Raw genomic sequence first — 21,472 nt, 5'->3', positions numbered from 1 at the left:
CCATGCGTCGTCCCCGCCCGACCGAGGAGTCCCGGGCCCGCGCGGCCCGGATCACACAGTCCCTCGCCGATCTGCTGCCCGACGAGCCGGTGCCCGCCCGCTCGGCCGGACGGCGGACCACCGGGCCCAGCGGTGCGGCCGGGAGCGACTGCCCGGGCTGCGGTGAACCGCTGCATCGCGCGGCGGTCCGCCACGGGGTCGAGCTCGATGCCTGCGGCGCCTGCGGGGGGATCTGGCTCGACGCGGGGGAGCTCGAGTCGCTGACGTCGGGCCTCGACCCCGCGCCCGGGAGGGGCGCGGCCGACGAGGCCGAGCTGCGCGGGCGGGTGCCCCGGCCGGCCTCGCGCGAGTCCGACGTCCGCTACCGCGAGTGCCCGCGCTGCCGCGACGTCATGAACCGCCGCAACTTCGGGACGATCAGCGGGGTGATCGTCGACGAGTGCCGCCGCCACGGGCTGTTCCTCGACGCCGGCGAGCTCGAGGAGGTCGAGGCGTTCCTCCGCGCGGGCGGGCGCGCCGTCGGCGAGGCCTCGCGCGCCCGCGCGGCCGCCCGCCAGCAGATGCCGCCCCCGCCCGAACCGCTGCCGTCGACGCGCGAGGTCCGGCACGAGCGCGCGAGCTCGACGGCGCTCGACGTGCTGTGGAACCTGTTTTTTGGTTGAGGCGCGGAGAGCATGCCTATTCGGGCATGCTCTCGAGGACATGCCCGGAGAGGCATGCCCTTGAGGACATGCCCGAAAGGTTTCAGGCGGTCCGGGCGACGCCGAGCTTCTTCATGCGGCTCTGGAGGGTCGAGGGCGGGACGCCGAGCAGCTCGGCGGCGCCGCCGGGGCCGTAGATCCGGCCGCGCGTGTGCGCCAGGACGCGCTGGATCTGCAGGGCCGAGACCTCCTCGAGCGTGGCGATGCGGCCGTCGTGGCGCAGCGGGGCCTCGGACGGGCTGGTCTTCGGGGCATGGTCGATCGGGCCCGACTCTTCGGTCATGTCCCCGAATTCGAAGGCCTCGGGGCCGAGGAGCTCGCCGGAGGTGACGATGGTGGCCCGCTCGAGGGCGTTGCTGAGCTCGCGCAGGTTGCCGGGCCAGGCGTGGGCGCGCAGGCGGGCGAGGCCGGCGTCGCTGACCCGCATGCCGCGCCGGCCGGTGCGCTGGCTCTGCTCGGCGAGCATGGCGGCGCACAGCAGCGGGAGGTCCTCGAGGCGCTGACGCAGCGGGGGGAGGCGCAGCGGGAACACGGCGAGGCGGTAGTAGAGATCTTCGCGCAGGCGGCCGCCGGCGATCGCCTTCTCGAGGTCGACGTGGGTGGCGGCGAGCAGGCGGACGTCGACCTTGACGCTCTTGTCGCTGCCGACCGGCTCGACGACGCCCTCCTGGACGACGCGCAGCAGCTTGGCCTGGAGCTCGATCGGCAGCTCGCCGATCTCGTCGAGCAGGAGGGTGCCGCCGCTCGCCAGCTGGAAGCGGCCGAGGCGGTCGCGGGTGGCGCCGGTGAAGGCGCCGCGGGTGTGGCCGAACAGCTCGCTCTCCAGCAGAGAGGCGGGGATCGCGGCGCAGTTGACGGCGACGAACGGGCGGTCGGCCCGCGCGCTCCACAGGTGAAGGGCGCGAGCGAGCCGCTCCTTGCCGGTGCCGGTCTCGCCGAGGATCAGCACCGGCGTGTCGGTGGGGGCGACCTGACGCGCGCGCGCGGCGACGGCCCGCACGGCCGGGCTGACGCTGCGCTCGAGCACGCCGTAGCCGGCGGCGACCTCGTCGCTCTCGCGCGCCCGCTCGAGCTCCTCCGCGCGCAGGTGCTCGAGGGCGACGCGCCGCTCGGAGTTGTCGAGCGCGAGGCCGAGGATCTGCCCGTAGGTCTCGACCTGGTCGACGACGGCCTGCGGGTAGCTCTCGCAGTGGGCGCGGTCGAGGGTGAGGAGGCCGAGCGAGCGGCCGGCGGCGTGCAGCGGGACGACCATGCAGGCGTGGCCGGGCGAGAGGTCGAGGACGCCGTCGAAGGGGTCGCCGTCGCCGTGGCGGTGGTCGTCCTCGGTGAAGGCGCGGGCGCGCCGCGTCTCGAGCGCCTCGCGCAAGGTCGGGAAGTTGGCGAGGTCGATGCGATGGCCGCGGACCTGGCTGGCGAGGTGACCGCGGGCGGCCCGCACGACCAGGCGGCTGTCCTCGTCGAGCGTGAACACGGCGGCAAGATCGTAGGGGGCGATCCGGGCGACCCAGTCGAGGCCGCGGCGCAGGAGGTCGTCGGTGTCCATGGACCCCGAGTGTGGCTCGCGCCCCACCGAAATGCCAGTGCGAATCTACCGATGTATCGGTGGGCAACGACGGGTCGTGGTCGCGCGACAGCGAGCGGTCGGGCAAGTGTTTGATTTTGTTAGATCTGCGACTTGGCCCCGGGCCTGCTATTGCACCCATGTCCGCGGGCGCTGTCGCCCGCATCCAGGAAAGAGACCGATCATGCTGACCGTAGGCGATACGTTCCCCCAGTTTGCCCTCCAGGCCGTCGTGAGCCGCGAGAAGGGCAAAGAGTTCACCGAGATCAACGACAAGAGCTACTCCGGCAAGTGGCGGGTGTTCTTCTTCTGGCCGATGGACTTCACGTTCATCTGCCCGACGGAGATCGCCGAGTTCAGCCGGCGCTCCGGCGACTTCGCCGACCGCGACACGCAGGTGCTGGGCGTGAGCACGGATACCCACTTCGTGCACCTGGCGTGGCGCAACCACCACGACGACCTGCGCGACCTGAAGATCCCGATGGTCGCCGACACCAAGCGCGAGCTGTCGCAGGCGCTCGGCATCCTGCACAAGGACGGCGTGCCGCTGCGCGCGACCTTCATCGTCGACCCGCAGGGCATCATCCGCTGGGTGTCGGTCAACGACCTGTCGGTCGGCCGCAGCGTGCCCGAGGTGCTGCGCGTGCTCGACGGCCTGCAGACCGACGAGCTGTGCCCGTGCAACTGGCAGAAGGGCGAGGCCACGCTGAACGTGTGAGCCCGCGAGCGCTTGAACCGCGAAGGAGGACACCATGGCCAATACCGTCGAATCACTGCGAGAGTCGCTCCCCGAGGCCGCCCGCGACCTCAAGGTGAACCTGCAGAACGTCCTGCAGGAGTCGTCGCTGACCGCGGCGCAGCGCTGGGGCGTGGCGGTGGCCTGCGCCATCGCGTCGCGCAACCAGACCCTGGTCCAGGTGCTGCTCGACGCGGCCCGCGAACAGGTCGACGCGTCGACCGTCGAGGACGCGCGCGCGGCCGCGGCGCTGATGGCGATGAACAACGTCTACTACCGGTTCAAGCACATGGTCGGCAGCGAGGACTACGAGAAGCTGCCGGCCCGCCTGCGCATGACCCGGATCGCCAAGCCGCAGAGCTCGAAGCTCGACTTTGAGCTGTTCTGCCTGGCGGTCAGCGCCGTCTTCGGCTGTGAGCGCTGCGTCGTCTCGCACGAGAAGACGATCCGCGAGGCCGGCGGCACGTCGGAGCAGATCCACGACGCCGTGCGCACCGGCGCGGTCGTCCACGGCGTGGCCGTCGGGCTCGAGCTCGGCGTCTGAACGTTGTTCGCCGGGCGCCTCGGGCGCGCAGGCAGCGGCGGGCGCGCGATGGTGGCGATTTCGCCCTTCGCGCCGCCCGCCTGTCTTTTGTGCTTCACCCGCACCTGCGGCTAATGTGCGCGCGACGACCTGCATCGGACCGGCTCCGGCGCCCCCCTCGAGGAAGGCTGACGAGACCGGACCAGGTGGTGTAGGTTGCATAACCTAGCCCCACCCCCGCCGCGCGCTTCCCCCACGTGTCCAACGAGGATCAAAACACCGGCAATCGGCCTCGCGCCGGGATGACCGGCATCACGCCGACGTCGACCTCGCAGTACGAGGGCTATCAGGGCACGGAGCTGCCGCCCGGCACCGTGGTGACCGGCACGAGCCAGTTCGAGATCGTGCAGCGCCTCGGCGAGGGCGGGATGAGCAAGGTCTACAAGGCGTTCGACCGCCTGATGAACCGCTACATCGCCCTGAAGGTGATGAAGAACGACGTGCCCGAGTGGGCGCATCGCCACTTCCGCCGCGAGGCCCGCATGTGCGCGAGCTTCATGCACCACAACCTCGTGCACGTCAGCCAGGTCGGCACGGCCGAGGAGTTCGACGTGCTGTGGTTCGCGATGGAGTACCTGCGCGGCAAGGACGTCAGCTGGTTCATCGAGAGCGGGACGCCGATGGGCATCCCCGTGATCCTCGAGATCTTCTCGCAGGTGCTCGACGCGCTGCGCTACGTGCACCTGCGGCGGATCGTCCACTGCGACATCAAGCCGTCGAACGTGTTCGTCACCCGCGACTCGCACGACCCGCTGCTGCGCGTGGTCAAGCTGCTCGACTTCGGCGTGGCCCGCGACCTGTCCGACCTGTCGTCGCACAACACGCACCACATCATGGGCGACCCGCGCTACATCGCCCCCGAGCAGACGATCCCGGGCAACTACATCGACCACCGCGCCGACCTCTACGCGCTCGGCATGACGTTCTTCGAGCTCGTCACCGGCGGCCGCCACCCGTTCGAAGACCTGTTCGACGCCCACCCGCGCGCGCTGCTGCAGGCCCACCGCGAGCGCGAGCCGCTGCCCGTCAGCCACTTCATCTCCGACAGCGTGCCGGCCGCCAAGGCGCGGGCGATGGACGCGTTCTTCGCCAAGGCGTGCGGCAAGCAGGTCCACCACCGCTTCGCCGACGCGCTGCAGATGAAGGAAGCGCTGGTCGAGCTGGCGAAGCTGGGCTGACCCGAGGAGCATGTCCGTTCGGACAGCAGGGCGGGCGACCGGGGCGGCGGAGGTCGCATGAGCGCGCGGACCGAGGTGTGGCCGGCCGACGACCCGGCGGCGATCGCCCGCGCGGCCGAGGTGCTGCGGCGCGGGGGGCTGGTGGCGTTCCCGACCGAGACGGTCTACGGGCTCGGGGCCGACGCGCTCGACGCCGAGGCGGTGCGGCGGATCTTCGCGGCCAAGGGCCGACCGGCCGACAACCCGCTGATCGTGCATGTGGCGGCGCCGGAGCAGGCGCGGGCGCTGGCGCGGGCGGTGCCGCCGGCGGCCGAGACGTTGATGTCGCTCTGGCCGGGTCCGCTGACGCTGGTGCTGCCGCGTGCCGCCGTCGTGCCCGACGTGACCACGGCCGGGCAGGACACCGTGGCGGTGCGGATCCCCGCGCATCCGGCCGCGCTGGCGCTGCTGCGCGCGTGCGGCCGGCCGGTCGCGGCGCCCTCGGCCAACCGCTCGGGCCGGCCGAGCCCGACCACCGCCGAGCACGTGCGCGCCGACCTCGACGGGGTGGTCGACGTCATCCTCGACGGGGGGCCGTGCGCGGTCGGGCTCGAGTCGACGGTGGTCGACGTGACGCGGGCGACGCCGATGGTGCTGCGCGCCGGCGGGCTGTCGCTCGAGGCGCTGCGGGCGGCCGTCGGCGCGGTCGATGTGCTGTCGGGACAGGACCATGAGGCCATGTCCCGATCGCCAGGTCTGCGCCACCGCCACTACGCGCCGCGGGCCCGGGTGGTGCTGGTCGCGCCCGGACAGGCGGCGGCGCTGGGCGGCGAGGCGGTGGCGGTGATGAGCCGGAGCCCGCGTCCGCCCGGGTTCGTCGGCCGCTGGCGGAGGATGCCGGCCGATCTCGAGGGCTACGCGCAGGCGCTGTTCGGGGCGCTGCGCGAGCTCGACGCGCCGGGGGTCGAGACGATCGTGGTCGAGGCGGTGCCGGAGGTCGGGCTCGGCCGGGCGATCGCCGACCGCCTGCGGCGCGCGGCCGAGGGCTGAGCGCCGGCGAGCCGGCCGGTCCGAACGGACATGTCCGTTCGGGCATGTGATTGTGATGCACGCCGGTCGCGGGCGGATCGTTTCATGGCCTACAGGGCATGTCCGAAGAGATATGGTCTCCGGGACAGATGAATTCGGGATCGGCCTGCAGGGGGTCGGCGCTCGGCGGCGGGGCGGGGCCGGGCGCGGCGGGGCGGGCAGCGGCGGCGGTGCGGCGTTCGTGGTCGCGCCAGGTCTCCCAGTAGCGGCGGATCCGGGCGACGTAGCGGCGCGGGCGCTCGGCGTAGAGGCGCTGGCCGAGGGTCCAGGCGGCGGCGCGGAGCTCGGCGCTGCGGGCCTCGGCGCGGGCGAGGACGTCGCGGCGAGCATCGGGGTCGAGGTCGGGGTGGGCGGCGAGGGCGGCGCGCAGGACCTCGAGGTCGTGGTCGTCGCCGAGCGCGTCGGACAGGTCCTCGAGCGCCTCGGCCCAGGCCGACTGGACGCCCTTCCACACGTTGTGGAGCAGCTGCGTGTGGTACCAGAGGTCCTTGACGCGCTTGCGCCACGCGTGGAAGGCGGCCGGGGTGGGGTCGGCGAAGGCGGTGCGCATGGCCCGGCGGCCCTGCTTGTAGCTGGTCTTCAGGCCAGGTTCGAGGATGCTCCAGCCGCGATCGAGCGGGGGCCAGTCGGCGCTGCGGCTGCGGACCCGGGCGAGGTCGGCGGCGGCGGCGGCGAGGGCGGCGTCGGCTGCGACGACCTCGTCGCGCACGGCGGCGAGGCGCTCGCGGATCGCCGCGAGGTCGCCGGCGGGCTCGGGGACGAGGCGCGCGAACGCGTCGGCGGCGACCGCCGCGTCGCGGCGCTCGGCGAGGCGGCGGGCGGCGTCGCGGAGGTCGAGGTTGTCGCGGTGGAAGCCGGCGCCCAGGCCCTCGCGGAGGAGCCGGACGAGCGCGCGGGTGCGCTTGATCGCCTTGCGTGCCGCGTGCACGCGCGTGTGGGTGTCGGCCTGCTGCGACCCTCCCGTGCTCCGCAGACGCTCGATCGCCTGGCTCAGCTCCTCGTCGGCGATCCGCACGGCGGCCTGATGCATGGACTCGCCGCGTGAGAGACGGTAGGCCATGCGGTCACCATAGCGCGCGGGTGCGCGGCGATCCACGCGGTCGCGGCGGGACGTTATGTCCTTTCGGACATGTCGAAATGGACATGCCGCGGAGTGCCCCGCCGCGGGCGCTCGGCCCCGGCTCCGCGGAGCCGGGCGCGGCAGGAACGGACGCAGGGGAGAGCCCGCGCGAGGTCCGCCCGACGGTGCGCGCGGCGGGGCGGCGGACGCGTGGCGGCCTCGTGCAGGAGCGCTGGTTGAGGTCGGCGGTGGCCGGCTCGGGGCGACGAGGGACGAGTGAGACTCGTCGGCGGACGACCGTCGGCCGACGATTTCAGGCTGTCGCGAGCTGCGGGGTCGCGCGCCTCAGGGCGAGGGCGCGGGCGGAGGCTGCGGGAGCGCGGGCGGGGCGTCGGACGGGATGCTCGGGGCGGGGCCGCCGTCCTGCGGGGCCTCGGGGGCCTTGGTGTCGGGCGCCTCGGGGGGCTTGCCCGACTTGCCGGGGTCCTTGGGCGCGAGGGCCTCGCTCGGGGACAGCTTGCCGTTCTTGCGCGCGGCCCACATCTCCTCGCGCTGCTTGCGGGCGGCCTCGATCTGCTCGGGGGTGCGGCGGAGCATGCGACGGGCTTGCTCCCCGATCTGCTCGAGGATGAACTTGGCCTGGTCCTTGGTGAAGTCGGCGCGCAGGTGGAGGGCGTTGTCTTCGCGCGCGATCTCGGTGGCGTCGTAGAAGCTGCGGACCATGAAGCGGGCGTAGAACGGGACCTTGTCGTCGATGAAGGCCGGGAGGTCCTCGGACCACTGGCGCTGCATCTGCACGGCGTCGACGGCGTCGAGGTACTCGCTCTTGATCACGATCTCGGGCGACGACGCCGCCTCGGCCATGAGCTCGAGGTTGTTGGGGATCGGGAACGGCGGCTCCTTCTTGAGCTTGATGCTGGCGCGGATGTCCTTGAGGACGAGCTGCAGGCCGGCGCGCGGCTCACGGGCGGCGAAGGTGCGCAGCTTGGTGAGGTTGGCGACGAAGTTGCCGGCGGTGTTGCCCTTCGACTCGTCGGGGCCGGCGGTGATCGCCGGCAGGAACTCCTCGCGCACGTAGACGGCGACGTCGTCGTCGAGGAAGACGAACCAGCGGGGGTCGTCGTCGCCGTCGGGGTTGGCGATCGGCCGCGGGTTGCCCATGGTCCGGCCGTCGCGGACCTCCCAGTCGATCTTGAGGCCGTCCTTCGCGGCGGCGCGGTCGAGGCCGGCCTGCACCTCGGCCTGCGACAGCCGGTACTCGACGGCGAGGAAGGTCTGCGTCAGGTCGCGCAGGTTGGGGCTGGCGATGACGATGTAGTTGAAGTCCTTGAGGGCATGAAAGCCGCCGCCGGTGACGATGAAGTCGAAGTCGGGCAGCGGCGACATGATCTCGACGATCGCGTCGGCGAACGGCAGACCCGAGACCTTCTTGGCCGACAGCAGCATGAAGAAGTTGCTGCTGCCGGGCCCGAGCTCGGCGACGCGCGAGGTCTTCTCGCCGAACTTGGGCTTGGGCTTGGGCGGCTCCTTCTCCTCGGGCTTGGGCCCCTCGTCCTCGGGCGGCTTGTCGGGGCCCGTCGGCGGCGGCGGGACCTCGGGCTCCGGCTGCGGCTCGGGCGGGGGCGCGCCCTTCAGCTCCTCGTCGAGCTCGACCGGCTCGAACTGCGTGACCTCGAACTCGATCTCCGGCATCTCGAGCTTGATGTCGAGGCCGCAGCCGCCGCGCACGAGCGGCGACAGGTGCAAGGCCAGCGAGCCGAGGACAGCGGCGAAGATGCGGCGCGTGGGCGTCACGGGCGGCGCGAGTGTACCATCGCAAGCCGGCACGCGCCCGCCCGAACCCGCGCCCGCCCCGACTCGACCCGGGGGCGGGAGCGCCGGATCGGGCCGCCGGCGTCTGGGGGCGCCGCTGCGCGCGGGCGCGGCCGCGGCGATTGCGAGGAGAAGATGTCGCTTGGGACATGCCTGAGAAGACATATCCCGAAGTGCATGTCATCTTGGCACGCGAGGCGGTCGCGCGGCGCGGACCGAGGGCCGCAGGCCGCGGCCGGGTCACGAGCCGTAGTGCTCGACCAGCTCCTTGACGTGCTCGCGGAAGCGGGCCTCGTGCTGGCGCGCGAACTCCTTCCAGGTGCAGAGGGTCCGCGGGTCCTCGACGCGGTCGACGAACAGCATGCCGTCGAGGTGGTCGCACTCGTGCTGGAAGGTGCCGGCCGTGACGCCGCGGACGACCTTGTCGATCGGGTTGCCGAAGCGGTCCCACGCCTCGACGCGGATCTCGACGGAGCGATAGACGATGCCGCGCAGGTCGGGCACCGACAGGCAGCCCTCGTAGTTCTCGAAGCGGGTGCCGCACAGCGGGGTCAGCACCGGGTTGATGAGGACCGTCAGCGGGATGTTGGGCTTGTAGGGGTAGCGCGGGTTGTCCTTGACCTCGATGACGCACACGCGCACCGGCTCGTGGACCTGGTTGGCGGCGAGGCCCGCGCCCTGGGCGTCGCGCATGGTCTCGATCATCGAGTCGATGAACGCCTGGAACGCCGGGGTCAGCAGCTCGTCTCGGCCGACTTCGCGGGCCTTCTGGCGCAGCACGGGGTGCCCGATCTGGGCGACTTTGAGGATCGGCATCGCCGGCCAGTGTAATGCACACGACATGTGGAGGCCCGGGGGGACCATGGCGGTCCGGCCCGGGCCTCGGCCTGCGCGGCCCGTCGGGGCCGCTCGAGGATGTGCGCTTACCCGCGGACGACGCGCGCCTTGAGCGCGACCTTGCCGTCCTTGATGTAGACCGAGAACTGCACGTCCTTGACGTCCGGGCGCTTCATCAGCTCGGCGGTGTTGGCCCGCAGCTTGGTGGCGAACTTCTCGTAGGTGAAGTTATCGATCGGCTCGTTGTTCTCGAGCTTGAACTTCACGAACTCCTCGAAGACCTCCTGGTAGTAGGCCTCGCGCACCGCGTCGTCCTTGGCCGGCTCGGGGCCGCTGGCGCTCGCCTCGTTGTCCATCGTCATCAGGTTGCCGATGACGGTCTCACGCGAACGCAACGGCTTGGTCGCCGGCATGGTGAAGAAGCCAGGACCACGACCCGCGGCCGGCTGCGACGAGGACGGCACCGAGGGGTGCGCCATGGTCGGCGCCTCGTCCTCGGCCGGACCAGGCGTGGCGACCACGGGCGGAGCATCGACGCGGTCGACGGCGCCGGTGCGGCCGGGGACCTTGCGGTGCGAACGCGTGCTGACGGCCGGGACCCGCCGCGAAGCGCGACCGCTGGGGTCGCCGTCCTCCTCGCCGACGCCCGCGGCGAGGCTCGAGCGCAGGGCCTCGTGATAGCCGTGCGCGGCCTTGGCCAGCTCGGCGACCGGACCGGCGCCGTAGGTGTCGTAGAAGAGCTGCTGCTGCGAGCCGAGCCGCATGGCGTTGAACTCGGCGGTGAGCCGACGGATCGGGTTCGCAGCCTCGAGGTTCGGCAGGTAGAAGGCGAGCGCGAGGCTGATGGCCAGCACGAACAGCAAGATGGCCAGGTGCTCGCCGCTCAGACCGTTGGCCTTGGCCTCGCCGAGCGCGGTAAACAGGTCCTTCTGGCCGGCGGCGGCGGTGTTGGCCGAGAGCACGACGAGCATCGCGCCGTCGTCGCCCGCGCCCGCGGGACCAGGCACGCGGCCGATCGAGCCGATGCGGGCGTTGAGGCCGTCACCGACCTTGTAGGCGTCGCTGGCCCCGACGCCGGGGGCGTCCTTGCCGTGCTCGACGGCGAACTTGGTCAGCGCCTCGCCGCTGTTGCCGGGGTTGATCAGGGTGTTCTCGAGCGGCTGGCCGCTGCGCACCAGGGCGGCGGGGTTCTGCGTGCCGAGGATCCGGCGGAAGATCGAGTTGGCCCCGAGGTCGAGCGGGTGAATCGCCACCAGCCGCCGCCCGGCCTCGTCGGCCTTCGAGATCCGCGCGACGTGTAGCGTGCCGCGCAGCGCGGCCGAGAACTGGTCTTCCTTGTCGGTCGGCGCGGTCACGAAGTTCGGCAGGAGCGCCGCCTCGACCAACTCGTCGTGCCCGCCGCCCGCGTACACGAGCAGCGCGCCCGACTTGTCGAACAGGCCGACGGTCATCTGCGTGTTGTCGGACAGCACCGCAGAATTGGCGGCGGTGGCGAAGGCGTCGGCCAGCGACGGCGGGGTCACCTTGCCGATCCCGGGCTGACCCGGATTGAGCGCGAGCTTGAGGTACGGATCGGACAGGATCGCCGGCGCTCGCGCGACGGGTGAGGCCTGGATCGCGGCCTCGAGCGCGACCACACCGGCCTCGGTCTTCGCCTTGAGTGCGGCACGGTCCGCGTCCGTGAAGCCCCCAGCGGTCCCAAAAGACAGGAGGAACATACCCGCGAGGAAGGCCGTCGCGAGGCATGCGAGGATTGCAGCCCAGATCTTCGTCAGCAGCACGATTGGGCCTAGTGTAGGGCCACGCGGCCGGCGCTGGCAATTTCGCTGTGCATCCGGGCTCCTAGGGCCGGGCAAGTCCGCGCCCGCCCTGCTGCAAAAAGACAGGCCGCGGCAGCGACTCTTCCAGGTGCTCCCACTGTGCTGGTGCCTGGCCTGGTGTGTCGGTGTCGTGCTCGGATTCGCGCGCGCGGAGAGGCTGCCCGCGGTGGCCCTCGCAGGCCTCGCAGGCCTGATCGCGGTCGCCACCCCGTGGCTCGCCAGACGTCCGCGGGCGGCGTTCATGGCGGTCGTGCTCGCGGCTGGGCTCGCTGGCGCGGCCCGCGGCCGACTGCCAAAGCCGGAGGTGCCGGAGGTCGCAGGGCCCGGGCTGCTCCGGGTGACGATCCGTGGAGCCAGCGCGCCGACGACAGCGGGCTGTTCGGCGTTTGGAACACCGTCCGGCAGCACGGCGATGTGGTCGCTTCACGTACCCGAGGAGATTTGTCCGCTTGCAGCGGGCGATCCAATCTGGCTCAGGGCCGGAGATCTCGCGCGTCGCGGCGGTCCGCCGTGGCCTGGCGCAGGGGACTTCGATCCGGCCCGTGACGGCGCTGCGGCGGCGTTTTCGGCGGACAGGGCGTGGCGCGCAGGGCCCCCGGCGGGCGGCTACTGGCGGGCGGTGGCCGAGCTTCGCGAGTCGACGACGCGCGCGTCGCGGGGGGACGCGGCGCTGGGCTTCGTGGTTGCGTCGGTGCTCGGACAGGCCGCGGCGCTCGCGCCGGAGCGGCGGACGGAGCTGCGCCGGGCCGGCCTGGGCCACGTGGTGGCGGTCAGCGGCATGAACGTGGCGGTGGCGGCGGCGCTGGTCCAGGCGCCGCTGCTGCGCGCAGGGCTGCTGCTCGGCGGGTCGCTGACGCTGGCGGCGGCGCTGGCCTGGCTGCCGGTGCTGGCGTACCTGGGGGTGACGGGCGGCGAACCACCGGCGCTGCGGGCAGCGGTGATGTTCGGGCTGTCACAGGCGGCGACGCTGACGGGCCGCCCGGGCCACGGCCTCACGGCGCTGGCGCTGACGGCAGCGGCGATGCTGGCGTGGCGACCGGCGTGGGCGCTCGACCCGGGGCTGCACCTGTCGCTCGCGGCGATGGCGGTGCTGGTGCACCCGCAGGCGCCGCGCGGGCTGGTGGCGCAGAGCTGGCGGGTGTCCTTCGGGACAGTGCCCATCGTACTGGTGCACTTCGGCCAGGCGTCGCTGATCGGGGTGCTGGCGAACGTGATCGCGGTGCCGGTGTTCACGTTGTGGGTGCTGCCGCTGGGGATCGCGGGGCTGATGGCGACGCCGTGGTTCGGCCCGGAGGCGCTGCGGCCGGCCGCGCTCGGGGGGCAGGTGGTGATCGATCTGGCGGGGGTGGCCGCGCGCGTGCCGGAGCCGCCGTGGTGGTCGCTGGCGATCGTCGCGGCGGTCGGGCTGGTGGTGCGGACGACGGTGCGGCGCGCAACAGTGCTGCGCTGGACGCCGGGGGTGTTGCCGTGCGCGGGGGTGCTGGCGGTGGTGCTGTCGAGCGCGCCGGGGCGACCGGAGGGGCCGCCGCGGGCGTGGGTGGCGATCGGCGGGCCGCGCAGCGCGGCGGTGATCGTGCCGGCGCAGGACGAGGCGTCGCTGGCGTGCGTGCGCGACCCGTGGCTCGCGCCCGAGGCGTGGCCGGAGCTGCTGCCGGCGCTGGGCTTCCGCGGGGCGGCGCGGGTGACGGCGCCCCGCAGTCTGCCGGCGGCCGCGGCGGTGCAGGCCGAGCTCGAGCGCGCGGGGATGATGTTCTCGGGGACATGTCCCGAAGGACCTGCCCTGAAGTCGCTGCGGGCGGCGCTGGCGGACTGTCAGGCCCGGACGCGGCAGCGGCGGGCGGTGGTGCGGGCCGGGCCGGACGGGACGGGCGCGGAGTGCTGGATCGACGGGGCGTTCGCGGCCGGTGAGAGATAGGCTATGGTGCGGGCGTGGCCGGAGTGCCGGAGATCTTCGTGCGCGAGGAGAGCGGGCCGGGTCGCGGCCGGACGCACGCGCTGGCGCCGGGGCGGGCGCTGGTCGGCCGCGACCCGCGGGCGACGGTGTCGCTGGCGGGTGACGACGTGTCCCGCTTCCACGCGGCGCTCGACGTGACGGCGGAGTCGATCGCGGTGACCGACCTCGGGAGCAAGAACGGGGTGTTCCGCGACGGGGTGCTGCTGAGCGGGACGACGGGGCTGGCGCACGGCGAGGCGATCGTGGTCGGGGGGATCTGCCTGCGCGTCCACCACCCGGGGGCGCAGGTCGACGCGGCGCTGCGCCGCGGAGGCGAGGCGACGGTGACGCAGATCCGGCCGGCGCTGGCGCCCGAGCGGGGCGAGTCGCTGCTCGTGCCGGTGGCGGCGACGCTGATGTTCGCGGCGCTCGTCGCGGCGCTGCTCTTGTGGCAGCAGTAGAGGCGATGTCGCTCCGCCTCCCCCGCGTCGATCGGATCCTCGACCACCCGGCGCTCGCGTCCTCGCCGGCGCTGCGATCGATCCAGAAGCGCTACGTGAACGATGCCCTGGCGGACCTGCGACGGCGAGCGCTGGTCGGTGAGCTCTCCGAGGCGCCCGAGGCCGAAGCGATCGCGCGGGCGGTGGCGAGGCGACTCGCCGAGGTGATGACGCCGCGGCCGCGCGCGCTGATCAACGCGACGGGGGTGCTGCTGCACACCAACCTCGGACGCGCGCCCCTGTCCCGAGAGGCAGTCGCGGCGATGACGGCGGCGGCGGGCACCTGCGAGCTCGAATTCGAGGTCGAGTCGGGGCGCCGCGGGTCGCGGCTGACGTGGTTGCGACCGCTGCTGGCGGCGCTGCTCGGGGCGGAGGACGTGCACGTGGTGAACAACGGGGCGGCGGCGTTGCTGCTGGCGTGTACGGCGGTGGGCCGACCCGGGGGCGTGGCGCTGTCGCGCGGGCAGATGGTGGAGATCGGCGACGGCTTCCGGGTGGCGGAGATGGCGGCGGCCGGAGGCGCGGCGTTGTGGGAGATCGGCAGCACCAACCGCACGCACGTGGCCGACTACGCGGCGGCGCTGGCGGGCGAGCTGCCGGGGCAGAGCGGACCCGTGGCCGCGATCCTGTGGGTGCACCTCAGCAACTTCTCGCAGGCGGGGTTCGTGCACCAGCCGGAGCTGGCGGAGCTGGCGGCGCTGGGTCGCGCGCGCGGGGTGCCGCTGCTGGCCGACCTCGGGTCGGGGTCGCTGGGAGGGATCCCGGGCGAGGAGCCGACTGTCCAGGAGTACCTGTCGCAAGGGGCAGATCTGGTGACTTGCAGCGGCGACAAGCTGCTCGGCGGGCCGCAGGCGGGGATCCTCGCCGGGTCGGCGGCGCTGGTCGGGCGCTGCCGCCGGCACCCGCTCGCGCGGGCGCTGCGGCCCGACAAGACGACGGCGGCTGCCCTGCACGCGACGGCGCTCGCGTACGCGCGCGGGCAGGCGGACACGCTGCCGCTGCGACGGATGATCGGCTGGTCGGAAGACCAGCTGCGGGCGCGCGCCGAGGCGCTGGCGGTTCGGCTCGGCTGGCCTCCGGGACAGGTACGGGCCAGCGTGGCGACGGTCGGCGGGGGGTCGCTGCCCGGCGACACGATGGCCAGCGTGGCGCTGGCGGTGCCGACGCGAGACCCGTCGGCGACCGCGGCGGCGCTGCGGCAGGTGGGGGTGGTCGGGCGGGTGCACGCGGGCGAGCTGCTGCTCGACCTGCGGACCGTGGCGCCCGAGGAGGACGAGGCGCTGATCGCTGCGGTGCGGGATGTTTAATTGGACATGCTCGAGAGAGCATGTTCTCGGGAGTATGTAGAGATGTACATGCTTGAAAGGACATGCTCGGCAGAGCATGTCCTTTCAGGCATTTGGGGCTCAGAAGCGGCCGGTGAGGACGAGGCCGTTGCTGGCGCCGAGGCTGGGGGACAGGCGCACGCTGGCTTGCTCGGGGGGCAGGCCGAGCTTCTTGCGCAGCTCGCGGTTGTGGCTGTCGATGAGGCCGGGGGCCTCGCGGCGGCCGACGGGGTGAGCCTTGTAGACGCCGAGGAACACGCCCATGCCGATGAGCATGGCCGCGCCGACGCCGAGCAGGGCGCCGGAGACGGGCATCGACAGCGGGTAGCGGACGCGGTCGGTGCCGGCGCGGAGCGGGTCGTCGGGGCCGAAGTCGGGGCCGTACTTGGCGGCGGTGCCGTTGAGGATCAGGAAGGTGACGCCGACCGCGAGCAGGCCGCCGCCGGCGATGCCGAGGCCGAGACCGACGCCGAGGCGGGTCTTCTGGCGCTGGGCGACCTGACGCGCGAGGTCGTCGCGGCCGAGGGCGGCGTAGAACTCGGTCGGACCGATCGGGGTGCCCGGGGTGCCGCGCCGCAGCGCGCCCCAGGTGCCGCCGAGGCGCTTGTCGGCGTACTCCTTCTCGGCCTGCTCGCGCGCCTGCTTGACCTCCTCGGGCTCCTCGGGCTCCTCGGGGGCGGCGTCGGCGGGCTCGGGCGCGTCGGGGATGCCGACCTCGGTCGGCGGCTCGGGCTCGGGCAGCGGGACGCCGGCGGTGCCGCTGAGGGCGACGGCGACGCCGCCGTCGGTGCCGTAGGCCATGGCGATGAAGGTCGGCGCGGCGCCGGGGCTGCCCTCGAACACGCGGACGACGACGATCTGCTGGACCGGCAGGACCTTGGCGCGGTCGACGATGGCGCGATCGTCGAGGCTGTCGACGGCGCCCAGCGCCTGGCCGTCGATGACGACGCCGGCCCGCCTGGAGGCGGTGAGCGCGGCGCGGAACGCCGCGGCGGCCGGCTGCGAGCCGGCGTTGCCGGCGATGACGATCACGTTGGGCTTGTCGTCGCCGAGGTGCGCGCTGACGCCGGTGGGCGTGAAGGTGGTCGACCAGTCGACGGCCGCGACAGCGGGGGCCGCGGGCGCGGGCGCTGCGGCGAGCGCGGGTGTCGGGAGGGCGAGCGCGGCCGACAGGGCGGCGGCGAGGGAGATGCGGAGCGCGGTCATTGCGGGGCCCACCGGCACGCGGGATCGGCGATGCAATCCGCGGCTTTCTTGTTGTTGCGGCAGTCGGGCGCGGAGCAGAACTCGGCGCAGGCCTTGCTGAGGGCGCACGAGTCGAGATCCTCGCAGTCGTTGATGATGGGCTGGCAGCTGAAGCCGCCCTGGCCGCGCTCGACGCAGGTGTCGACGGCGTTCTTCTCGTCCTTGAAGATCGAGCCGGCGCCGCTGACGTAGGCACGTTCATCGCCGCGGGCGCAATTGAGGTACCAGCCGCCGAAGTTGCAGCGCGCGGTCTCGACGGCGCAGCCGTCGTATTCGAGGCAGGCGGCGACCGAGGAGGTCAGCTCGGCCACGGTGCTGTCGTTGTACAGCGCGACGATGCTGCCGTCGTAGGTCATGTAATTGCACATCCGCAAGCTGGTGCCGTTCTCACACGGGAGGCGGTTGGCGTTGCAGAAGCAATAATCCCAGGCGGTGTCCTCGTCGTCGAACGAGGCGCCGTCGTTGAACTCGTGCTGCTTGGCCCCGCAGGCTGAGTAGCGGAGGCCCGGCTTGGTGGTGCACTCGAGGAATTCGTCGCACTGGATGCAGCCTGCGGTGAGCAGAGGGGCGAGCGCAGACAGCAAGCCGACGCCGAAGAGCAGCGAGAATAGTTTGAGGCGACCCACGTGATCCTCCTGTCCCGCTATGGCCGGGACATCGGAGCTGAGGTTGACCGCGCGCCGCGACCTGTCGGCAAGACGGCAGGCGAACCCGCCGGCGACGCCGAGGTGACAGCATGCATGGCGCGTAAAGTTATCGGCTCGCCGCCGCCTTGTACAGCGCGGCCTCGTGCGCGATGCGCGAGGGTCGTCACGCGCTCGAACAGGGCGACACCTTGCGCAAGAGACATGTATGAAGAGACCGAACCGGCGCGATCGAGCGCCGCCCGGGCTGGCTCCCGGGTGCAGCGATGCGCCGATCCAGCGAGGATGAGCGAGCGGGTGCGAGCGGGTGGTCGGCCGGTCTTGCTGAGGGCCGACGCGCGGGTGGTCGGCCGGTTTTGCCATGAGGGCCGACGCGCGAGCGGACCGGTCATCCGCCAGGGACGTCGCTGCCCGACGAGGCGGGCTCGCTGGCAGGTGAGCCGGTCGACTCCGAGAGCCGGGTGAGGCCGGCGAGTTCAGGCGGTCACCCGGCATGGAGCTTGGGCCCCGCGACACGCACCTCGCCTTGCCGGCGGGTGAGGCCGAGCCGATCGAGGTGCTCGAGGAAGGGAACCACGAACTTACGCGACAGACCGGTGAGGCCCTTGAGGGCCTGAACATCGATCTGCGGGCTCGCGCCGAGATGCGACCGGACCTTGTCGACCAGCGCGGCGTGGTGCTCGCGGGCGAGGGACAGGTCGGCGGACACCCGCACCAGAGCGCCGGCTTTCTGCAGCGCGGTCAGGGCGTCCAGCGCCTGCCGCTCGGTGAGGTTGGCGGCCGCCTGTACCTCCTTAAGAGTGGGCGGGGCGACGCCGGCGCGGACATAGAGATCGAGCACCTTGTGCCCGACGGGCGACAGGCCCGGCGTGGGCTCGGTGCCGCCGCGGACCAGCACGTCGCCTCGCAGCTCGAGCAGCCCGCGCCGGAGGGCGTGGTCGAGGGCGGCGGCGGCGACGTCGGGGGCGACCCGGCCGGGCAGACCGCCGAGGAGGGCGGCGCGCGACAAACCCGGCCGGTCGGGGTGGGCGGCGTGGAAGCGGTCGGCGACGGCCACGGCGGCGGCGGCCAGCTCGGGCAGGACGGCGGCGGCGACGTGGCGGCTGTCGCCGAGGCGCACCGCATCTGAGCTTTGGACCATGTCTGAAAGGACAGCGTCGAGGTCGGGCGCGCCGGAGCGCAGCTCGAGCTCGGCGCGCGAGATGGCGAGCGCACCGGCGTCGGCGAGCAGGGCGGCCAGGCGGACCCGCAGATCGGCGCCGGCGAGGGCGCGGGCGACCCGAAGCCAGCGGCTGCGCTGGCCCCGGCCGGGGCGCGGCCGCGGATCGACCACGACGCCTCCGCCGCAGGTGTGGCCGTGGGCGAGGTCACCGCCGTGGCTGCGGAGGACGATCCGCTGGCCGTGCCAGGTCGGCAACGGTGTGTCGAGGCGGATCCGCACCAGCGCCGAAGTACCTGGCGCGAGAGACATGGTCTTGGGGGCATCCTCGTCGCCGACCAGCGGACCGAGCGGGTCGAGGCGCCCGGTGGTGTGGGCGGTGCCGGCGCAGACCTGGACGCTGGTGCCGCTGCGCCAGGTCCGGGGGTCGTGGGGCAGGTGCTCGAGCAAGGCATGGACGGCGTCGCCGGCGACGACGCGGTGGCCGCGGGTGAGCACGTCGCCGCGGGCGAGCTCGCCGACGGCCACGCCGCCGAGGTTGACGGCCGCGCGCGCGCCGGCGGGGATACGAGGGGCCGCGGCGCCGCGGACGTGGAGGGCGCGGGCCCGGAGCTCGCGGACCGGGCGGTCGGGGCCGGTGGGGACGAGGGTGAAGTGCGGGTCGGCGGCGATCTCGAGCTGCCCCGCGAGCAAGGTGCCGGTGACGACGGTGCCGTGGCCCTTGAGGACGAAGCAGCGGTCGACGGGGACGATCGGGCGGTCGCGCAGCGGCCGGGCCGGCAGCTGCGCGACGACGCGGCGGACGGCGGCGGTGAGCTCGGACAGGCCGGCGCCGCTGTGGGCCGAGCAAGGCACGATCGCGGCGCCGCCGAGGGCCGGGGCGAGGTCGGCGAGGGCCGCGCGCACGTCGGCCTCGGCGAGGGCGATCGCCTCGGCGTCGCCGTGCAGGCGATCGATCTTGGTGAGCGCGACGACGGCGTGGGTGATGCCCAGGAGGCGACAGACGAGCAGGTGCTCGCGCGTCTGCGGCATCACGCCCTCCTCGGCGGAGACCACCAGCAGCACGGCGTCGACGCCTCCGGCGCCGGCGACCATGGTGCGGACGAACGCCTCGTGACCCGGGACGTCGACGATGCTGGCCTGCAGCCCGGGCCCGACCTGCCAGGCGGCGAAGCCGAGGTCGATGGTGATCCCGCGGCGCTTCTCCTCGGGCAAGCGGTCGGTGTCGACGCCGGTGAGGGCACGGACGAGGGCGGTCTTGCCGTGATCGATGTGGCCGGCGGTCCCGAGGACCAGGTCGCGCACGGGCTTGGCCATGCGCCGCAGTGTAGCGGCCCGGGGTCTGCGATACACTCCCGCGCCATGTCCAGTCAGTCCGGCGACACGCGCGAAGATCCGAGGCCGCTCCGCTTGACCGAGTTCGCCCGCGGCGGCGGTTGAGCCGCCAAGCTGCGGCTCGGCGACCTGGTTCAGGTCCTGGAGGGCATGCCCCCGCCCGGAGATCGGGGCGACGAACGGGTCATCGTCGGCACGGAATTCGCCGACGACGCGGCCGTCGTGCGCGTCGGCGACGACCCCTCGCGGGCGACCGTGCTGACCGTCGACATCATCGCCCCGCTCGTCGACGACCCCGAGACCTTCGGCGAGATCGCCGCTTGCAACGCGCTGTCCGACGTCTACGCCATGGGCGGGCGCCCGCTGTTCGCGCTCAACGTGGTCGGCTTCCCCGACGACAAGCTGCCGCTGACGGTGCTGCAGGCCATCTTGCGCGGGGGCGCCAGAGCCTGCGCGCGCGCCGGAGTGGCGGTGGTCGGCGGCCACACGGTGCGCGACGCGGAGCTCAAGTACGGGCTCAGCGTGACCGGAGAAGTGACTGTCTCGGAGATCCTGTCGAACAGGACAGGACTTCCAGGCCAGGTGCTGGTGCTGACCAAGGCGCTCGGGACCGGCTTCATCGCCCAGGCGATCAAGCAGGGGCACGCGGCGCCGGCCGAGATCGCCGCGGCAGTCGGCAGCATGACGACGTTGAACGGGCCAGCGCTGGCGATTGCGCGCGGCTTCGGGGTGACGGCCTGCACCGACGTGACCGGCTTCGGGCTGCTGGGTCACCTGCGCAACATCCTCCGCGGCTCGCAGGTGGCAGCCCGGCTCGACATGCGAGCCCTGCCGGCGTTGCCCGGGGCGCTGGAGCACGCGGCAGCCGGACGCGTGCCGGGCGGCTCGAAGGCCAACCTCGCGTTCGTGCGGCCGAACCTGCTCGTACGCGGGGACGAGGAGCCGCTGCGCACGATCCTCGCCGCGGACGCGCAGACCAGCGGCGGGCTGCTGCTCACGGTCGCGGAGGAGCGCGCCGCGGCGCTGGTCGCGGCGCTGCGGGAGGCCGGGCAACAGGGCTGGGAGATCGGGCGGCTGCTGGCGCCGACGGATGAAATGCCGGCCGGTGCGGTGGTGCTCGCGTTCGCGACGTAGGAGGCACGTCGAGGGGCGCGCGTGAAGGGGCGAACCGCGGGCGAACCATCGCTCCGTGGTTTGGTCGGGGCAGGCGGGTGGCGAACCGCGAGGCGAGGGGACATCTCGCCGGAGAGCTGCGGTTGGGTCGAGCATACGCAGGCAGAGGTGTAGCGGCCGGCAAGGCGCGAGCCAGCGTTTCGTAAGGTGTGGCGGCGTGAGTCGGAGCCACAAGCCGAGTTGGTGAGCACCAAGCCTCGTCGTGTCTTGCGCGGCGAGTGTGATTGTGCATGCTCGAAGGAGCATGTGTTTAAAGACATGTATATATGGGCATGTGATTTCGCGAAGCAGGCCCGGTGGGGGGCACCCAACGAGAGTTCGTGAGCGCCAACCACCGTTGTGCGTTGCGCGGGGATCCGGGGTGGGTACTCTGACGAGCGATGATGCGAACGATCGGTGTGCCGGCAATCCTCGGAGGGGTGACGTTGGGCCGCGGGCCGGAGGCACTTGGCGGGTCCACCAGCGGGGTCGGAGCGAGCGGAGGTTCGCCGCGGCCGAGCGGCACGGCCGACCGGGTGCGCCTGGTCGAGAGCGTCTGCGCGTACGAGGGCGAGCGGGCGGGCTCGTCGCGGCACATAGGCCCTGCACCGGGGGTCCATGGGAGCAGCGGCCAATGGCAGTCGGACGACGCCTCGCGCTCCGCGACCTCGCCGCTAGCGAGGTTCGCGTGACGGAGGCGCTCTACAACCCGTGCCGGCATGAGATCGCGAGGCGCTCATGAGCCTGGCCGATTCGACTCGTACGAGCGTGCAACTCACGAGCCGCCCATTGTCGGGCTGCTCGGCGAACTCGACGACCGCTC

At 73.0% G+C, this 21,472-nt stretch carries 17 protein-coding genes; 9 read left to right on the top strand and 8 right to left on the bottom strand.

From position 1 onward, the window contains the following. Positions 1-2 precede the first annotated feature (2 nt). Positions 3-662 carry a zf-TFIIB domain-containing protein gene (locus K7C98_RS22730; RefSeq protein WP_224193831.1) on the top strand — a complete coding sequence of 220 codons (660 nt, stop codon included), beginning with the start codon at positions 3-5 and terminating at the stop codon, positions 660-662. An 82-nt stretch (positions 663-744) separates the two neighbouring features. Here the strand turns inward: K7C98_RS22730 and K7C98_RS22725 are convergent, their stop codons facing one another. Continuing rightward, the gene (locus tag K7C98_RS22725; RefSeq protein WP_224193830.1) at positions 745-2,244 is read right to left on the bottom strand and encodes a sigma-54-dependent Fis family transcriptional regulator; all 1,500 of its coding nucleotides are present in this window, start codon (positions 2,242-2,244) and stop codon (positions 745-747) included. A 202-nt stretch (positions 2,245-2,446) separates the two neighbouring features. Between K7C98_RS22725 and K7C98_RS22720 the strand changes: the two genes are divergently transcribed. The 4 genes from K7C98_RS22720 to K7C98_RS22705 all read left to right on the top strand — a co-directional run bounded on the left by K7C98_RS22720 (position 2,447) and on the right by K7C98_RS22705 (position 5,788). Next, entirely contained in the window at positions 2,447-2,980 is a 534-nt protein-coding gene (locus tag K7C98_RS22720) for a peroxiredoxin (protein WP_224193829.1), read from the top strand. A gap of 34 nt (positions 2,981-3,014) precedes the next feature. Further along, a complete protein-coding gene (locus tag K7C98_RS22715; protein WP_224193828.1) occupies positions 3,015-3,542 on the top strand; it encodes a carboxymuconolactone decarboxylase family protein in 528 nt (175 codons plus the stop codon). Between the two features lie 281 nt (positions 3,543-3,823). Continuing rightward, the gene (locus tag K7C98_RS22710; protein ID WP_224193827.1) at positions 3,824-4,759 is read left to right on the top strand and encodes a serine/threonine protein kinase; all 936 of its coding nucleotides are present in this window, start codon (positions 3,824-3,826) and stop codon (positions 4,757-4,759) included. 57 nt (positions 4,760-4,816) lie between these two features. Continuing rightward, on the top strand, positions 4,817-5,788 hold the full coding sequence (locus tag K7C98_RS22705) for an L-threonylcarbamoyladenylate synthase (RefSeq protein ID WP_224193826.1): 972 nt from the start codon (positions 4,817-4,819) through the stop codon (positions 5,786-5,788). Positions 5,789-5,870: 82 nt separating this feature from the next. Here K7C98_RS22705 and K7C98_RS22700 read toward each other — a convergent pair whose 3' ends face one another. The 4 genes from K7C98_RS22700 to K7C98_RS22685 all read right to left on the bottom strand — a co-directional run bounded on the left by K7C98_RS22700 (position 5,871) and on the right by K7C98_RS22685 (position 11,317). Further along, positions 5,871-6,887, bottom strand: a complete 1,017-nt coding sequence (locus K7C98_RS22700) for a CHAD domain-containing protein (RefSeq protein ID WP_224193825.1) — start codon at positions 6,885-6,887, stop codon at positions 5,871-5,873. A gap of 345 nt (positions 6,888-7,232) precedes the next feature. Continuing rightward, positions 7,233-8,681: a hypothetical protein gene (locus K7C98_RS22695; protein WP_224193824.1), complete on the bottom strand. Its 1,449-nt coding sequence runs from the start codon at positions 8,679-8,681 to the stop codon at positions 7,233-7,235. 258 nt (positions 8,682-8,939) lie between these two features. After that, entirely contained in the window at positions 8,940-9,515 is a 576-nt protein-coding gene (gene def, locus K7C98_RS22690; RefSeq protein ID WP_224193823.1) for a peptide deformylase, read from the bottom strand. Positions 9,516-9,622: 107 nt separating this feature from the next. Further along, on the bottom strand, positions 9,623-11,317 hold the full coding sequence (locus tag K7C98_RS22685; protein WP_224193822.1) for an MXAN_5187 family protein: 1,695 nt from the start codon (positions 11,315-11,317) through the stop codon (positions 9,623-9,625). A 658-nt stretch (positions 11,318-11,975) separates the two neighbouring features. Between K7C98_RS22685 and K7C98_RS22680 the strand changes: the two genes are divergently transcribed. Genes K7C98_RS22680 through selA form a run of 3 tightly spaced genes read left to right on the top strand, consistent with a single transcriptional unit; the run spans position 11,976 to position 15,096 of the window. Then, the gene (locus tag K7C98_RS22680; RefSeq protein ID WP_224193821.1) at positions 11,976-13,271 is read left to right on the top strand and encodes a ComEC/Rec2 family competence protein; all 1,296 of its coding nucleotides are present in this window, start codon (positions 11,976-11,978) and stop codon (positions 13,269-13,271) included. A gap of 14 nt (positions 13,272-13,285) precedes the next feature. After that, a complete protein-coding gene (locus tag K7C98_RS22675) occupies positions 13,286-13,750 on the top strand; it encodes an FHA domain-containing protein (RefSeq protein ID WP_224193820.1) in 465 nt (154 codons plus the stop codon). Positions 13,751-13,755: 5 nt separating this feature from the next. Next, entirely contained in the window at positions 13,756-15,096 is a 1,341-nt protein-coding gene (selA, locus tag K7C98_RS22670) for an L-seryl-tRNA(Sec) selenium transferase (protein ID WP_224193819.1), read from the top strand. A 99-nt stretch (positions 15,097-15,195) separates the two neighbouring features. Here selA and K7C98_RS22665 read toward each other — a convergent pair whose 3' ends face one another. From K7C98_RS22665 to selB, 3 genes are all read right to left on the bottom strand, one after another. Next, positions 15,196-16,320 (bottom strand): hypothetical protein, encoded by a 1,125-nt coding sequence (locus tag K7C98_RS22665; protein ID WP_224193818.1) that lies wholly within the window; start codon positions 16,318-16,320, stop codon positions 15,196-15,198. Continuing rightward, positions 16,317-16,985, bottom strand: a complete 669-nt coding sequence (locus K7C98_RS22660; protein WP_224193817.1) for a hypothetical protein — start codon at positions 16,983-16,985, stop codon at positions 16,317-16,319. Before K7C98_RS22660 ends, K7C98_RS22665 begins: the two co-directional genes overlap by 4 nt. Before the next feature lie 502 nt (positions 16,986-17,487). Then, a complete protein-coding gene (selB, locus tag K7C98_RS22655) occupies positions 17,488-19,479 on the bottom strand; it encodes a selenocysteine-specific translation elongation factor (RefSeq protein WP_224193816.1) in 1,992 nt (663 codons plus the stop codon). Positions 19,480-19,524: 45 nt separating this feature from the next. Between selB and selD the strand changes: the two genes are divergently transcribed. Further along, positions 19,525-20,631 carry a selenide, water dikinase SelD gene (gene selD, locus K7C98_RS22650; protein WP_224193815.1) on the top strand — a complete coding sequence of 369 codons (1,107 nt, stop codon included), beginning with the start codon at positions 19,525-19,527 and terminating at the stop codon, positions 20,629-20,631. The last annotated feature ends 841 nt before the right edge of the window (positions 20,632-21,472 follow it).

The organism is Nannocystis pusilla, assembly GCF_020073745.1.
Taxonomy (GTDB): domain Bacteria; phylum Myxococcota_A; class Polyangia; order Nannocystales; family Nannocystaceae; genus Nannocystis; species Nannocystis radixulma.
This window is presented reverse-complemented; position numbering and strand designations above follow the sequence as displayed.

Excerpts from the sequence above, each read along its gene's own strand:
- K7C98_RS22730 (WP_224193831.1), top strand. The coding sequence starts at position 3 with ATGCGTCGTCCCCGCCCGACCGAGGAGTCCCGGGCCCGCGCGGCCCGG.
- K7C98_RS22725 (WP_224193830.1), bottom strand. The coding sequence starts at position 2,244 with ATGGACACCGACGACCTCCTGCGCCGCGGCCTCGACTGGGTCGCCCGG.
- K7C98_RS22720 (WP_224193829.1), top strand. The coding sequence starts at position 2,447 with ATGCTGACCGTAGGCGATACGTTCCCCCAGTTTGCCCTCCAGGCCGTC.
- K7C98_RS22715 (WP_224193828.1), top strand. The coding sequence starts at position 3,015 with ATGGCCAATACCGTCGAATCACTGCGAGAGTCGCTCCCCGAGGCCGCC.
- K7C98_RS22710 (WP_224193827.1), top strand. The coding sequence starts at position 3,824 with ATGACCGGCATCACGCCGACGTCGACCTCGCAGTACGAGGGCTATCAG.
- K7C98_RS22705 (WP_224193826.1), top strand. The coding sequence starts at position 4,817 with ATGAGCGCGCGGACCGAGGTGTGGCCGGCCGACGACCCGGCGGCGATC.
- K7C98_RS22700 (WP_224193825.1), bottom strand. The coding sequence starts at position 6,887 with ATGGCCTACCGTCTCTCACGCGGCGAGTCCATGCATCAGGCCGCCGTG.
- def (WP_224193823.1), bottom strand. The coding sequence starts at position 9,515 with ATGCCGATCCTCAAAGTCGCCCAGATCGGGCACCCCGTGCTGCGCCAG.
- selA (WP_224193819.1), top strand. The coding sequence starts at position 13,756 with ATGTCGCTCCGCCTCCCCCGCGTCGATCGGATCCTCGACCACCCGGCG.
- K7C98_RS22665 (WP_224193818.1), bottom strand. The coding sequence starts at position 16,320 with ATGACCGCGCTCCGCATCTCCCTCGCCGCCGCCCTGTCGGCCGCGCTC.
- selB (WP_224193816.1), bottom strand. The coding sequence starts at position 19,479 with ATGGCCAAGCCCGTGCGCGACCTGGTCCTCGGGACCGCCGGCCACATC.